Below are 14,206 nucleotides of genomic sequence, written 5' to 3'. Positions count from 1 at the left end.
CCTGACGGCCGAGCCGTGGGCCGCTGGACACGCCCGGACGAGCGTACCGGAGCCGTTCCCCGCAGCTGTCCCCCGCGCGGCGGGGCAACTGTCGGTGGTCCGGGCTTAGGCTTGACCCTGGCGAATGGAAGAACACCGTATGAAGTCGACGCAGCGCCGGTTCCACGCGACGCACACCCACTCCGGGTCCACGCAGAGCATCACGTCCCTGCCGGACTCCCCCGAGCTGGACCGGGCGCACCGCCTGTCCAAGTACGTCTGGCAGATGGCCGTGCGCGTGGTGTGCTTCATCGGCGCCGTCCTCGTGTGGACGACCTGGCACACCTGGCTCGCGGTCATCCCGATCGTCCTCGCCGCGGTCATCCCGTGGGTCGCGGTCATCCTCGCAAACGCCGGCAACCACGCCGAGAGCGACATCGTCGCCCCGGCCGGAGCCATCGAGCTCTACGACGCCGTCGACCCCCGCCTCCGCGAGCAGCAGGAGGACGCCCGGGCCGAGGCCTACCGTGCCGAGCAGGAACGCCTCCGCGAGCAGGCCCAGCACGCGCAGGAGGAGTGGCAGCGGAACGGCGACCGCTCCCGTGTGTGGTCCGCGAAGTCCCGGACGCGCCGCTGATGGGGGCGACGTTCGACCTCTTCACGGAGCCCGGCGCGACACCGGTCTGCTCCCGGGCCGGCTGCACGAACACCGCCGAGTGGCGGATCAACTGGCGGAACCCGCGCATCCACGCCGTCGACCGCGTGAAGATCTGGGCGGCCTGCGAGGAGCACTGCGACTTCCTCGCCGACTACCTGCGCTCCCGCTCGTTCCCGGTCCGGGTGACCGGGATGCACGAGGACGTCGACAGACTCGACGACGTCCGTGCGCGGGAGGACGCCCCGAAGAACGACGTCGGGGTGCGCTCCAGCGGCACCGGACGATGACGGACGAGTTCGACCCCAGCGCCCGCTACGGCCGGAAGCACGCGGCGAAGCTCCAGCGCGATGCCGCTCCCGAGTCCGTCCACGCGGACACCACCGACGGCCCGACGGTCGGCTGGCGGTTCGTCCGGAGCCGCCGCTGGCTCGGGTACTTCGCGATCGCCGTGGCCTTCGCGATCATCTGCACGCTCTTCGGGATGTGGCAGTGGGACCGGCGCAACGAGGCCGTCCGGCAGAACGAGCAGATCGCGCAGAACTACGACCACACGCCCGTGCCGCTCGACCAGGCGCTCCCCCGGGCCTCGTCGTGGACCGACGACCAGCAGTGGCTCCGGGTCGAGGTCACCGGTCGGTACGACGTCGACGACCAGCTCCTCGTCCGCAACCGCGTGCACAACGGCCAGCCCGGGTTCGAGGTCCTCACGCCGCTCGTCACCGCCGACGGTCGCGCGTTCGTCGTCGACCGCGGATGGGTCCCGACCGGCAACCGGCAGGACGCGCCGGACAGCGTCCCCGCTCCGCCGAGCTGGCAGGTGACGGTGATCGCGCGCCTGCAGCAAAGCGAGCCGCGCATCCCCGGCCGCACCGACCCGTCGCACACCGACCAGGTGCAGTCGGTGACGCTCGCCGACGTCGCTGGCAAGGTGGACGCACCGATCTGGACGGGCGCGTACGGCCAGCTCGCCTCCGAATCCCCCGCTCCTGCGGAGGCCCGGCCCCTCGGGTGGGACCGTCCGTCCGCGGACACCGGTCTGCACCTCAGCTACTTCATCCAGTGGTTCCTCTTCGCCGCCGGAGGCTTCGGCTTCCTGGCCTACGTGATGGTGCAGGAGTACCGGAACCTCAACCAGGACGACCCCGAGGAGCGCGAGCGCGCCCTCGAACGGCAGCGGCGGAAGGACGCCAAGCCGAGGTCCGACGACGAGGTCGAGGACGAGCTGCTCGGCGCGCACCGCTGACGGATCGCGACCCCGGGACGGACGGGAGGCGCGGTGCCGGCCGGCACCGTCCTCCCTCGCAGGCTCGGTCGGCGCGCCCCGCGCAACGCTCCGCGTTGCCGTCGAGCGGTGCGCGCCCGTCCGTCAGGGGGTCGCTACGCCAGCTCGATGAGCTCCGCGTAGTCCTTGTTCCAGTGGTCCTCGGTACCGTCCGGCAGCAGCAGCACCCGCTCGGGGTTGAGCGCGTCGACTGCACCGGCGTCGTGCGACACGAGCACCACGGCGCCCTCGAAGCCGGCCAGCGCGTTGAGGATCTCCTCGCGCGAAGCCGGGTCGAGGTTGTTCGTGGGCTCGTCGAGCAGCAGCACGTTCGCGCCCGACACGACGATCATCGCGAGCGACAGCCGGGTCTTCTCACCACCGGACAGGACGCCGGCCTTCTTGTAGCCGTCGTCGCCGGTGAACAGGAACGAACCGAGCACACGACGGGCCTCGGTCTCGTTGAGGTCCGTCGACGCCGACACCATGTTCTCGATCACCGTGCGGTTCACGTCGATGTTCTCGTGCTCCTGCGCGTAGTACCCGATCCGCAGGCCGTGCCCGGGCAGGATCTCGCCCGTGTCCGGTCGGTCCGCACCGGCCAGGATCCGGAGCAGCGTCGTCTTGCCCGCACCGTTGAACCCGAGGATGACCACGCGCGACCCACGGTCGATCGCCAGGTCCACCCCGGCGAAGATCTCGAGCGAGCCGTACGACTTCGACAGCCCCTCGGCCATCAGCGGAGTGCGACCGCACGGTGCCGGCGTGGGGAAGCGGATCTTCGCGACGCGGTCGGCGACGCGCTCGTCCTCCAGTCCGGCGAGCAGCTTGTCCGCGCGCGCGACCATCTGGTGCGCAGCGGCAGCCTTCGACGCCTTCGCGCCGAAGCGGGCGGCCTGGTCCTTCAGGGTCGCGGCCTTCTTCTCGGCGCCGGCACGCTCCTTGCGGCGGCGCTCCTCGTCGGCCACGCGCTGCCGCTGGTAGAGCTTCCACCCCATGTTGTAGACGTCGATGGTCTGACGGTTCGCGTCGAGGTAGAAGACGCGGTTGACGACCTCGTCCACCAGCTCCACGTCGTGGGAGATGATGATGACGCCGCCGGGGTAGGTCTTCAGGTGCTCGCGGAGCCACACCACGGAGTCGGCGTCGAGGTGGTTCGTCGGCTCGTCGAGGATCATCGTCTCGGCGTCCGAGAACAGGATGCGGGCGAGTTCGATGCGCCGGCGCTGGCCACCCGACAGGGTCTTCAGCTGCTGGTCGAGGATGCGGTCCGGCAGCTTGAGGTTCGATGCGATCGACGCCGCTTCCGCCTCGGCGGCGTACCCGCCGAGCGCGTTGAACTGGTCGTCGAGTCGGCTGTACCGCCGCATGGCCTTCTCGGCCACGTCGGCGTCGTCGCTCGCCATGTCGAGCGTCGCCTGACGGATGCCCTCGACGAGCTCGCCGAGACCACGGGCGTCGAGGATGCGCTTGCGCGCGGTGTCCTCGGGGTTGCCCGAGCGCGGGTCCTGCGGCAGGTAGCCGATCTCCCCCGAGCGCTCGATCTTGCCGTCGGTCGGCTGCGACTCGCCGGCGAGGGCCTTCGTCATCGTGGTCTTGCCGGCGCCGTTGCGCCCGACGAGCCCGATCTTGTCACCCTTCTCGACGCGGAAGGACACGTGCTCCATGAGGAGGCGAGCGCCTACGCGGATCTCGAGGTCGTGCACGGCAAGCACAGGAGGACGTCCAATCAGTTGGTGATGTGCACAACGACGTGTGCGGGAGGTGCACCGCTACGCTGACGGGACCGATGGTCCTCGAACGGGACCAGCAGTCCATTCTAGGAGAATCCATGACGAACGCCACCGGGTTCGCTCGCCGCGCAGTCCTCGCCGACCGTCTTCGCACCTCGGGGCTCGCCACCGACGCCGCCCTGGTCGCCGGCGGCGCGCTGTTCACCGCCGCGATGGCACAGCTCCAGGTGCCGATGTGGCCGGTCCCGATCACCGGGCAGACCCTGGCCGTCGTGCTCGTCGGCGCCACGCTCGGCGCCCGACGCGGCATGCTGTCGCTGCTCGTCTACGCCGTCGCGGGCCTCGCGGGCGCACCGTTCTTCGCCGAGTTCTCCGGTGGCCTCGCAGCCCTGGCATCGCCGAGCTTCGGCTACGTCATCGGCTTCGTGCCGGCCGCCGGCCTGGTCGGCTGGCTCGCCCGCCGGAACTGGGACCGGAAGGTCGGGCGTGCCACGGTCGCGATGCTCCTGGCGACCGCCGTCCCCTTCGTCACGGGCCTGCCCTGGCTCGCGGTGGTGCTCGGTCAGCTCGGTGCGCCCAACGACCTCCAGTCGGTGCTCGCCGCCGGCCTCTACCCGTTCATCGTCGGTGGCGTCGCCAAGGCCCTCATCGCCGCCGGTGTCCTGCCTCTGGCGTGGAAGCTGGTCGGCCGCCGCTGACGCACCCGCACGATGACGGGCCCCGCACCTGCTGGTGCGGGGCCCGTCGCTGTTCCGACCCGGGCTGCTGTCTCCCGCCGCGAGCGAGCACGACACGCCGCGCGACGATCGCCGGGCGGGCGATCTGCGTCGCGGGGACCGGTCGAACGTGACGCATCGTGCGCACTCGGCGTGGCGGGCGCACCGCACCGACGACGGACGGGAGGCGCGGTGCCAGCTGGCACCGCGCCTCCCGTCCGTGTGTCGTGGCGGCTAGATCGAGAAGCCGAGCGCGCGCATCATCTCGCGTCCGTCGTCGGTGATCCGCTCCGGACCCCACGGCGGCATCCACACCCAGTTGATGCGGAACGCGTCGACGATGCCGTCGAGCGCGTTGGCGGTGTCGCCCTCGATGACGTCGGTCAGCGGGCAGCCCGCGCTCGTCAGCGTCATGCTGATCACGAGGGCGTTCGCCTCGTCGTCCATCGCGAGGTCGTAGATGAGGCCGAGGTCGACGATGTTGACGCCGAGCTCCGGGTCCTGGACCTCCTTGAGGCCCTCGACGACCTCGTCGAACTTCTCCGGGGAGAGTGCGGTGATCATCAGTTGCCCGCCGCTGCAGCCTGCACGTAGCGGTCGTAGCCCTCGTTCTCGAGGCGCTCGGCCAGCTCCGGACCACCCTGCTCGGCGACCTTGCCCGCGACGAACACGTGGACGAAGTCCGGCTTGATGTAGCGGAGGATGCGCGTGTAGTGCGTGATCAGCAGGACGCCGAGGCCGGTCGCTGCCTTCGCGCGGTTGACGCCCTCGGACACGATCTTCAGCGCGTCGACGTCGAGTCCGGAGTCGGTCTCGTCGAGCACGGCAAACTTCGGCTTGAGGAGCTCGAGCTGCATGATCTCGTGGCGCTTCTTCTCGCCGCCGGAGAAGCCCTCGTTGACGTTGCGCTCGGCGAACGACGAGTCCATCTTGAGGTCGGCCATCGACTGGCGCAGGTCCTTGACCCACCCGCGGAGTGCGGGGGCCTCGCCGTCGATCGCGGTCTTCGCGGTACGGAGGAAGTTCGACACCGTGACGCCGGGGATCTCGACCGGGTACTGCATCGCGAGGAACATGCCGGCGCGGGCGCGCTCGTCGACGCTCATCGCGAGGACGTCCTCGCCGTCGAGCGTGATCGAGCCGCCGGTGACGTTGTAGCGCGGGTGACCGGCGATCGTGTAGGCCAGGGTGGACTTGCCGGAGCCGTTCGGCCCCATGATCGCGTGGATCCCGCCCTCGTTGATGGTGAGGTCGACGCCCTTCAGGATCTCCTTGGTGCCCTGGTCGGTGTCGATCGAGACCTGCAGGTCGCGGATTTCGAGAGTGGACATTGCGTTCCTTCGGTTACAGCTGCTGTGCGGCGTCAGCCGCGCGGGAAGAGTGGTGGTGTCGCTCAGTCGACGGGGACCGGGTCGTGCACGTCGACGTAGACGTCGCCGTCACGGACCTCGACCCGGAAGACCGGCACCGGCTCGTACGCCGGGAAGTTCTGCGGCTTGCCGGTGGCCAGCGAGAAGCGCGACCCGTGGGCCCAGCACTCGAGTGTGTCGCCCTCGACGAAGCCCTCGGCCAGGGAGATGTCCCCGTGCGTGCAGGTGTCGCCGATCGCGTGCACGGCCCCGGCCGAGTCCTTCACGATCGCCACGGCGGTGCCGTCCACGACGACGCGCATCGGGCTGTCGACGGCGATCTCCGACTCGGCGCAGACCTTCTCGGCCATCAGGCGTCCGCCTGCTCGGCCTCGGGCTCCGCAGCGGCGACCGCGGTCCGGCCGTCGGCGAGCTCCTGCTCGACCGCGGCGATCAGGCGCTCCTCGAGCTCGGGCGCGCCGATCTTCTGGATGACCTCGACCAGGAAGCCGAGCACGACGAGGCGCCGGGCTTCCTCCTCGGGGATGCCACGGGCCTGCAGGTAGAAGAGCTGCTCGTCGTCGAAGCGACCGGTCGCACTGGCGTGCCCGGCCCCCTCGATGTTGCCCGTCTCGATCTCGAGGTTCGGGATGCTGTCCGCGCGCGTGCCGTCGGTGAGCACCAGGTTGCGGTTCTGCTCGTACGAGTCGGTGCCGTCGCCGGCGCGCCCGATCAGCACGTCGCCGATCCAGACCGTGTGCGCACCCTCGCCCTGCAGTGCGCCCTTGTAGTTGACGCGGCCACGGGTGTTCGGGGCGTCGTGGTTCACGTACACCTGCTGCTCGATGTACTGCCCGGCGTCGGCGAAGTACACGCCGTACATCTCGGTGTCCGCACCCTGCGCCCCGAGGTGCGTCGAGGGGTTCACGCGGACGACGTCGCCGCCGAGCGAGACCACGACGTGCTTGAGGAAGGCGTCGCGACCGACCTCGGCGAACTGCGTCGACACGTGCACCGCGTCGTCGTCCCAGTCCTGCAGGCTGACCACCGTGAGCCGTGCGCCGTCACGGACGACGATCTCGACGTTCTCGCTGAGGAGCGCCGACCCGCGGTTGTCGATGACGACGATGCCCTGGGCGTGCTGCTCGGCCGTGATGACCGTGTGCGCCGCGCGGGCCTGCGTGCCGAAGTCCGAGCGGGTGATCGAGATCGACTCGTGCGCCTCGGTCGCCTTGACGGTGACCTTCAGCACCGCGTCGCGGGCGGTCCAGGCCGCCGCGGCCGCGCGGTCCTCGGGCAGGCCGGCGGTGCCGACGACCGGGTCGTCGCTGCGACCCCACTCGACGTCGGCCCCCTCGGTCTGGCGGGCCAGGAACGGGTAGGCGGAGCCGTCGAGGCCACCCTCGAGCAACGGCTGGAGCTTCGCGAGCGGCGCGAACTTCCAGTTGACCTCGCGGCCGGTCACCGGCGGGAACGCGTCGAGGTCACCGGACTGCGGCCGCTCGGACCGGGTCTGGACCGGGACCTTCGCGTCCCAGCCGCCGTCGGAGTGCGCGCGGGCACCGTGCTGGTCGGTGCCCTGCGTGCTGCGTGCGGACGGAGCCTGCTGGCCCTGTGCGACGGCCGAGGGCTCGACCGGCTGGTCGATGCGCGGTGCGGGGGTGGCCCCGTCGGTGGGTGTCGGGTTGGTGCTGGTGTTCGACATCTAGCCGACGGATCCTTCCATGCTCATCTCGATGAGCTTGTTGAGTTCGAGCGCGTACTCCATCGGGAGCTCGCGGGCGATGGGCTCGATGAACCCGCGGACGATCATGGCCATGGCCTCGTCCTCCGGCATGCCGCGCGACATGAGGTAGAACAGCTGCTCCTCGCTCACGCGGGAGACCGTGGCCTCGTGGCCGAGCTGGACGTCGTCGACGCGGATGTCGATCGCCGGGTACGTGTCGCTGCGGCTCACCGTGTCGACGAGCAGCGCGTCACAGCGGACCGTGTTCGCGGCGTGGTGCGCGGCCGGGTCGACGCGGACCTCACCGCGGTAGCCGGCGCGGCCGCCGCCACGGGCGATCGACTTCGAGACGATCGACGACGTCGTGTACGGCGCCATGTGGATCATCTTCGCGCCGGCGTCCTGGTGCTGGCCCGGACCGGCGAACGCGACGGACAGGGTCTCGCCCTTGGCGTGCTCACCGGCGAGGTAGATCGACGGGTACTTCATCGTGACCTTCGACCCGATGTTGCCGTCGATCCACTCCATCGTCGCGCCCTCGTGCGCGATCGCGCGCTTGGTGACGAGGTTGTAGACGTTGCTCGACCAGTTCTGGATCGTCGTGTAGCGCACGCGGGCGTTCTTCTTCACGATGATCTCGACCACGGCGGAGTGCAGCGAGTCCGACTTGTAGATCGGCGCCGTGCAGCCCTCGATGTAGTGGACGTAGGAGTCCTCGTCCGCGATGATCAGCGTCCGCTCGAACTGGCCCATGTTCTCGGTGTTGATCCGGAAGTAGGCCTGCAGCGGGATCTCGACGTGCACGCCCTTCGGGACGTAGACGAACGAGCCACCGGACCACACGGCGGTGTTCAGCGCGGCGAACTTGTTGTCGCCGGCCGGGATCACCGAGCCGAAGTACTCCTCGAAGAACTCCGGGTGCTCGCGGAGCGCCGTGTCGGTGTCCATGAAGATGACGCCCTGCTGCTCCAGGTCCTCGCGGATCTGGTGGTAGACGACCTCGGACTCGTACTGGGCGGCGACACCGGCGACGAGGCGCTGGCGCTCCGCCTCGGGGATGCCGAGGCGCTCGTAGGTGTTGCGGATGTCCTCGGGCAGCTCTTCCCAGGTCTGGGCCTGCTTCTCGGTGGACTTCACGAAGTACTTGATGTTGTCGAAGTCGATGTCCGACAGGTCGGCACCCCACGACGGCATGGGCTTGCGGTCGAACAGCGTCAGCGCCTTGAGGCGGAGCTTGTGCATCCACTCGGGCTCGTTCTTCCGGGCGGAGATGTCGCTGACCACCTCGTCCGACAGACCACGGCGCGCGGACGCGCCGGCCGTGTCGGAGTCGGACCAGCCGAACTCGTACTGGCCGAGCCCTTCGAGTTCTGGACGGTCGATGAGCACGTCGGACATGGTCTCCTCGTTTCCTTCTCGCGGCAGCGTCTGTCGGGACAACCCGTGACGTCCGGACGCCATTCCACCGCGGACCTCCGACAGGAGTCCCACGGCGTTGCTGCCTCGCAACGTCGATGGTCCCACGCAGTCGTCCGACCGATCGGCGATCACGGCCCATTCGGAGCCGGCGCCTGCCTAGACTTGACTGCTGCTGAACCCTCGAATCCTACAGGTTCACCGCACGGAACAACAGGAAGGCACCACCCTCGTGACTCGCGTCGGACCCACCGTCGAGCAGGGCGTCCGCCCCGGCACCCGCACGCCGCGGTGGTGGTCCCTCCCCCGCGCCGTCGACCCCCGCGTGATCTGGCTCGCCTGGGCGTCCTTCGTCGTCGAGGTGGTGCTGATCGGCACCGGCGGCCTCGTCCGCCTGACAGCGTCCGGCCTCGGCTGCCCGACGTGGCCGAAGTGCACCGCCGAGTCGCTCGTGTCGACCCCGGAGATGGGGATCCACGGCGTGATCGAGTTCGGGAACCGTCTGCTCACCTTCGTGCTGGTGGTGGTCGCGGTCGCGATGTTCCTCGCCGTCGTCCGCATGCGCCGCACGCGCCCCGAGCTCTTCTGGCTCGCCTTCGCCCAGGGCATCGCGATCCCGGTGCAGGCGGTGATCGGCGGCCTCAGCGTCCTCACGAACCTCAACCCGTTCGTCGTCGGACTGCACTTCGTGGTGTCGACGACGCTCGTCGCGGTGACGGCGACGCTCGTGTACCGCTCGATGAACGGTCCGCGCACCGCGGTGCGGCTCGTCCCGGGCTGGTACACCGGCCTGGTCCGCGGCACCGTCGTCGCGGTGGTCGTCACCGTCCTGGTCGGCATCCTGACCACGGGCTCCGGGCCGCACGCGGGTGCGAGTGAGGCGGTCGACGGTGGCCGTCTGCACCGCACCGGGTTCGACCCGCAGCTGATGGAGCACCTGCACGCGATCCCGGCCTACGCGCTGTTCGCACTGACACTGGCGCTCGTCGTCGGCGCGGTCGTCCTCCGGCTGTCGAGCCGCTGGGCCCTCGTCCTGCTCGTCGTCGAGTTCGTGCAGATCGCCGTCGGCCTGACCCAGGCGCGCACGGGCCTGCCGGTCGGCCTGGTGGGGACCCACATGGTGCTCGCCGGACTCCTCGTCGGTGCGGTCACCGTCGTCGTGCTCAGCACGCGCGGCAGCGCCGGTCGCCAGGCCGCGCGGGAGCGCATCACCGCCTGACGCGGTCGTTCGCCACCCTCCGACGTCCCACGCGTCGCCTCCGTCCCGAGCGCCGACGCGTGGGACGTCGTCGTCCGCACGGCTCCGGTCCCGTGACCACGCACAGGACGCCGGCGTCGGCGCAGGACGCCTCCGACCACGCGGGACGCCTCCGGATCCGGCACCGTCTCGCGCAGGTGCGACCGTCTCGTGCGGACGCCGCCACCCCGCGCCTCGGCACCGGGCCGGCCACGATGCGGACGGGAGGCGCAGCACCGCCCGCCCCCCGCCTCGGCACCGGACCGGCCACGGTGCGGACGGGAGGCGCAGCACCGCCCGCCCCGCGCCTCCCGTCCGACGCCCGGTCGCGGCCGCGCGTCTGCTGCGACATCCCCGTCGTCGTACGACAGCGGCATCGTCGCTGGGCGCACTCGCCTCGCGCAGCCCGCGTCACGCGCAGGCTCCCGCGACATCCCCGTCGGCGTACGACAGCGGATCTGTCGCGTCGGCCCGCGCCACCCGGGTCGACGCGGGCACGCACCCCGCGCGCCCGTGTCCGAGCCGCGCCCACCCGACCCGCGAACGCCCGACCCGGGACCGCCCGCGCTGCGCCCCGACGCACGGAGCGCCGCCGGCAGACAGGCGGCGCTCCGTGCGCGGGCGACGAACCCTGGCTAGATCGTGAAGGTGAAGACCTGCGGCAGCAGCGGGTCGATGCCCACCGCGATGAACAGCAGCGTCAGGTACGTGATCGAACTGTGGAACACCCGCATCGGCTGGACCTGCTCCACGTGCTGGATCGCCCGCGAGTACAGCCGGTGCGACTCGACGACGAACCAGATGCCCCCGGCCAGGGCGACGACCGTGTACAGCGGCCCCATGTGCGCGACCGGGATGAGCAGCAGCGAGCAGACGAGCGTCGCCCAGGCGTAGAGCACGACCTGCAGCCCGACGACCGTGCGGCCGCGCACGACCGCGAGCATCGGCACGTCGGCGGCGTCGTAGTCGTCGCGGTACTTCATCGACAGCGGCCAGTAGTGCGGCGGCGTCCAGAGGAAGATCACCATGAAGAGGATGATCGGCGCCCAGGTCAGCGACCCGGTGACACCGGCCCAGCCGATGAGCACCGGCATGCACCCGGCGGATCCGCCCCAGACGATGTTCTGCGGGGTGCGGCGCTTGAGCCAGAGCGTGTAGACGCAGACGTAGATCAGGATCGCGACGACGCTGAGCGCGGCGGCCAGCCAGTTCACCAGGAAGCCGAGGACGGCGGTCGACAGGACGGCGAGCGTCCACGAGAACACCAGTGCCTCCTTGTCGGAGAGCTCACCGGTGACCAGGGGGCGCTGGCTGGTGCGCTTCATCAGCCGGTCGATGTCGCGGTCGATGTAGCAGTTGAACGCCGAGGCCGACCCTGCCGACATCGCGCCGCCGAGCATCGTCCAGAACACGAGCCAGAGGTCCGGGACCCCGCGCTCCGCCAGGAACATCGTCGGAGCGGTCGTGACGAGGAGCAGCTCCATGACCCGGGGCTTCGTCAGCGAGACGTACGCGCGGACCTTGCGGGACAGCGTCGAGCGGGGTCGATCGGTGTCGGGCCGGGTCGCGGTGGCAGTCAACAGGGGAACCTCAGTCCGTTCGCGTCAGCTCGCACGCTCGGTGGGCGGCTCCGTCACCGTCGGGGCGTGCGTCGACCCGGAATGCACACGGGTCGACACCAGTTTAGGCCATCGAGGCGCCGCGAGGATGCCCCGCCTCGCCGACCGGGCCGGCTGCCCGACACGGCACCGTCGTCACCTGGACACCTTCTGAGTGCGTGGTCACTATGCTGGACACGCCCTCCCGCATCGTGTGCCCCGAAGACGTCGGCCGCGAAGAGCCGGTCGGCCGCCGCTCGACGGCGACACGACACACGGCCCCGGGACGGCGATCATGTCCGTGCGATGGCACGAGCCCTCGCACATGTCGCAACAACGAAGGGTCAACATCCAAGTGGCTGAATTCACCTGGGACGCCATCGACCGGAAGGCCGTCGACACGGCACGCGTCCTCGCCGCCGACGCGGTCGAGGCCGCCGGCAACGGTCACCCCGGCACCGCGATGAGCCTCGCGCCGGTCGCCCACCTGCTCTTCCAGAAGGTGATGCGTCGCGACCCCAGCGACTCCACCTGGATCGGTCGCGACCGCTTCATCCTCTCCGCCGGTCACGCCTCGATCCTGCAGTACGTGCAGTTCTACCTGCACGGCTACGGCCTCGAGCTCGAGGACCTGCAGCACCTGCGCAAGTGGGGCTCGAAGACCCCGGGTCACCCGGAGTACGGCCACACCGACGGTGTCGAGATCACCACCGGCCCGCTCGGCCAGGGCCTCGCCTCGGCGGTCGGCTTCGGCTACGCGCAGCGCTTCGAGCGCGGCCTGTTCGACCCGGAGACCGCCGACGGCGAGTCGCCCTTCGACCACTTCACCTACGTGATCGCCGGTGACGGTGACATGCAGGAGGGCGTCACCAACGAGGCCGCGAGCCTCGCGGGCCGTCAGCAGCTCGGTCGCCTGGTCGTCTTCTACGACTCGAACCAGATCTCGATCGAGGACGACACCGACATCGCGTTCTCCGAGGACGTCGCGGCCCGCTACGAGGCCCTCGGCTGGCACGTCCAGCACGTCGACTGGAAGAAGACCGGCGAGTACTCCGAGGACGTCGAGGAGCTCCACCGCGCCGTCGAGGCCGCCAAGGCCGAGACGACCAAGCCGTCGCTCATCGTCCTCAAGACGATCATCGGTTGGCCGTCGCCGACCAAGCAGAACTCCGGCAAGATCCACGGTTCGGCGCTCGGTGCCGACGAGCTCAAGGGCCTCAAGGAGGTCCTCGGCTTCGACGCGGACAAGACCTTCCACGTCGACCCGGAGGTGCTCGAGTACACCCGCGGTGCGATCACCAAGGGCCAGGCCGAGCACGCCGAGTGGACGAAGACCTTCGACGCGTGGGCTGCGGCCAACCCGGAGAAGAAGGCCATGCTCGACCGCATCAACGCGGGCGAGCTCCCCGAGGGCCTCGAGGAGGCGCTGCCGGTCTTCTCCACCGAGAAGGCCGTCTCGACCCGCGCCGCCTCCGGCAAGGTCATCAACGCCATCGCGCCGCTCATGCCCGAGTTCTGGGGCGGTTCGGCGGACCTCGCCGAGTCGAACCTGACCACGATCGAGGGCGCGAAGTCCTTCGGTCCGGCCGAGGCGTCGACGAAGACCTGGAGCACCGACCCGTACGGCCGCGTGCTGCACTTCGGCATCCGCGAGCACGCGATGGGCTCGATCCTGTCCGGCATCGTCCTGCACGGGAACACCCGCCCCTTCGGCGGCACGTTCCTCATCTTCAGCGACTACATGCGTCCGGCGGTCCGTCTCGCCGCGCTCATGAAGGCGCCGGCGATCTACGTCTGGACCCACGACTCCATCGCCCTGGGCGAGGACGGCCCGACGCACCAGCCGATCGAGCAGATCACCGCGCTCCGTGCGATCCCGGGTCTCGACGTCGTCCGTCCGGCCGACGCCAACGAGGTGTCGTACGCGTGGCTCGAGATGCTCAAGCACAAGGACCGTCCGGCCGGCATCGCGCTGAGCCGTCAGAACCTCCCCGTCTTCGAGCGTGGCGAGGGCGACGCCTCCGGCGAGACGCTCGCCTCGGCGAAGAACGTCGCGAAGGGCGCGTACGTCCTGGCCGAGGCGCCGAACGGCACCCCGGACGTGATCCTCATCGCGACCGGTTCCGAGGTCCAGATCGCGGTCGACGCGCGTGAGCAGCTCAAGGGCGAGGGCATCAACGCCCGCGTCGTGAGCGCCCCCTCGCTCGAGTGGTTCTTCGAGCAGTCGGAGTCCTACCGCGAGCAGGTCCTGCCGAAGGCCGTCACCGCGCGCGTCTCGGTCGAGGCCGGCATCGCGATGAGCTGGCGCGACATCGTCGGCGACAAGGGCCGCAGCGTGTCGATCGAGCACTTCGGTGCATCGGCCGACTACCAGCGCCTGTTCGCCGAGTTCGGTTTCACCACCGAGCACGTCGTCGCCGCCGCCAAGGAATCGATCGCAGCGTCCTGACCCACGAGGGGCCGGATCCGGTACGCCGGGTCCGGCCCCTCTGCCGGGAGGCACGCGGCGGCCCCGCCACCGCGCCTCCCGGCC

General features: G+C 70.2%; 13 protein-coding genes. 6 read left to right on the top strand and 7 right to left on the bottom strand.

Annotated features, from left to right (window positions below; all coding sequences use genetic code 11):
* Positions 1–139 precede the first annotated feature (139 nt).
* Genes ACIP6W_RS08900 through ACIP6W_RS08890 form a run of 3 tightly spaced genes read left to right on the top strand, consistent with a single transcriptional unit; the run spans position 140 to position 1,880 of the window.
* The gene (locus ACIP6W_RS08900; RefSeq protein WP_251155007.1) at positions 140–616 is read left to right on the top strand and encodes a DUF3099 domain-containing protein; all 477 of its coding nucleotides are present in this window, start codon (positions 140–142) and stop codon (positions 614–616) included.
* The gene (locus ACIP6W_RS08895) at positions 616–924 is read left to right on the top strand and encodes a hypothetical protein (RefSeq protein WP_400429083.1); all 309 of its coding nucleotides are present in this window, start codon (positions 616–618) and stop codon (positions 922–924) included. Before ACIP6W_RS08900 ends, ACIP6W_RS08895 begins: the two co-directional genes overlap by 1 nt.
* Positions 921–1,880 (top strand): SURF1 family protein, encoded by a 960-nt coding sequence (locus ACIP6W_RS08890; protein ID WP_400429081.1) that lies wholly within the window; start codon positions 921–923, stop codon positions 1,878–1,880. Before ACIP6W_RS08895 ends, ACIP6W_RS08890 begins: the two co-directional genes overlap by 4 nt.
* 134 nt (positions 1,881–2,014) lie before the next feature.
* Here the strand turns inward: ACIP6W_RS08890 and ACIP6W_RS08885 are convergent, their stop codons facing one another.
* Positions 2,015–3,613, bottom strand: a complete 1,599-nt coding sequence (locus tag ACIP6W_RS08885; protein ID WP_066654400.1) for an ABC-F family ATP-binding cassette domain-containing protein — start codon at positions 3,611–3,613, stop codon at positions 2,015–2,017.
* A 74-nt stretch (positions 3,614–3,687) separates the two neighbouring features.
* Here ACIP6W_RS08885 and ACIP6W_RS08880 point away from each other — a divergent pair, with 74 nt between their 5' ends.
* Positions 3,688–4,329, top strand: a complete 642-nt coding sequence (locus tag ACIP6W_RS08880) for a biotin transporter BioY (protein ID WP_308301845.1) — start codon at positions 3,688–3,690, stop codon at positions 4,327–4,329.
* Between the two features lie 252 nt (positions 4,330–4,581).
* Here ACIP6W_RS08880 and ACIP6W_RS08875 read toward each other — a convergent pair whose 3' ends face one another.
* From ACIP6W_RS08875 to sufB, 5 genes are all read right to left on the bottom strand, one after another.
* A complete protein-coding gene (locus ACIP6W_RS08875) occupies positions 4,582–4,911 on the bottom strand; it encodes a metal-sulfur cluster assembly factor (RefSeq protein WP_022902786.1) in 330 nt (109 codons plus the stop codon).
* Positions 4,911–5,678: a Fe-S cluster assembly ATPase SufC gene (gene sufC / locus ACIP6W_RS08870; RefSeq protein ID WP_400429079.1), complete on the bottom strand. Its 768-nt coding sequence runs from the start codon at positions 5,676–5,678 to the stop codon at positions 4,911–4,913. Before sufC ends, ACIP6W_RS08875 begins: the two co-directional genes overlap by 1 nt.
* A 62-nt stretch (positions 5,679–5,740) precedes the next feature.
* Positions 5,741–6,067: a non-heme iron oxygenase ferredoxin subunit gene (locus ACIP6W_RS08865; RefSeq protein ID WP_081984870.1), complete on the bottom strand. Its 327-nt coding sequence runs from the start codon at positions 6,065–6,067 to the stop codon at positions 5,741–5,743.
* Entirely contained in the window at positions 6,067–7,401 is a 1,335-nt protein-coding gene (gene sufD, locus ACIP6W_RS08860; protein WP_081984872.1) for a Fe-S cluster assembly protein SufD, read from the bottom strand. The genes ACIP6W_RS08865 and sufD overlap by 1 nt, the downstream gene beginning before the upstream one ends.
* Positions 7,402–8,820 carry a Fe-S cluster assembly protein SufB gene (gene sufB / locus ACIP6W_RS08855; RefSeq protein ID WP_066654410.1) on the bottom strand — a complete coding sequence of 473 codons (1,419 nt, stop codon included), beginning with the start codon at positions 8,818–8,820 and terminating at the stop codon, positions 7,402–7,404.
* 250 nt (positions 8,821–9,070) lie between these two features.
* Between sufB and ACIP6W_RS08850 the strand changes: the two genes are divergently transcribed.
* Complete coding sequence (locus ACIP6W_RS08850; RefSeq protein WP_251159784.1) at positions 9,071–10,057, top strand: heme A synthase; 987 nt, start codon at positions 9,071–9,073, stop codon at positions 10,055–10,057.
* 653 nt (positions 10,058–10,710) lie between these two features.
* Here ACIP6W_RS08850 and ACIP6W_RS08845 read toward each other — a convergent pair.
* Positions 10,711–11,655: a heme o synthase gene (locus ACIP6W_RS08845; RefSeq protein WP_066654411.1), complete on the bottom strand. Its 945-nt coding sequence runs from the start codon at positions 11,653–11,655 to the stop codon at positions 10,711–10,713.
* 373 nt (positions 11,656–12,028) lie between these two features.
* Between ACIP6W_RS08845 and tkt the strand changes: the two genes are divergently transcribed.
* Positions 12,029–14,122 carry a transketolase gene (gene tkt / locus ACIP6W_RS08840; RefSeq protein WP_209682499.1) on the top strand — a complete coding sequence of 698 codons (2,094 nt, stop codon included), beginning with the start codon at positions 12,029–12,031 and terminating at the stop codon, positions 14,120–14,122.
* Positions 14,123–14,206 lie beyond the last annotated feature (84 nt).

This window comes from Curtobacterium sp. NPDC088465 (assembly GCF_044753165.1).
Taxonomy (GTDB): domain Bacteria; phylum Actinomycetota; class Actinomycetes; order Actinomycetales; family Microbacteriaceae; genus Curtobacterium.
Note: the sequence above shows the minus strand (reverse complement) of the source record. Positions and strands in the feature narration are given on the sequence as shown.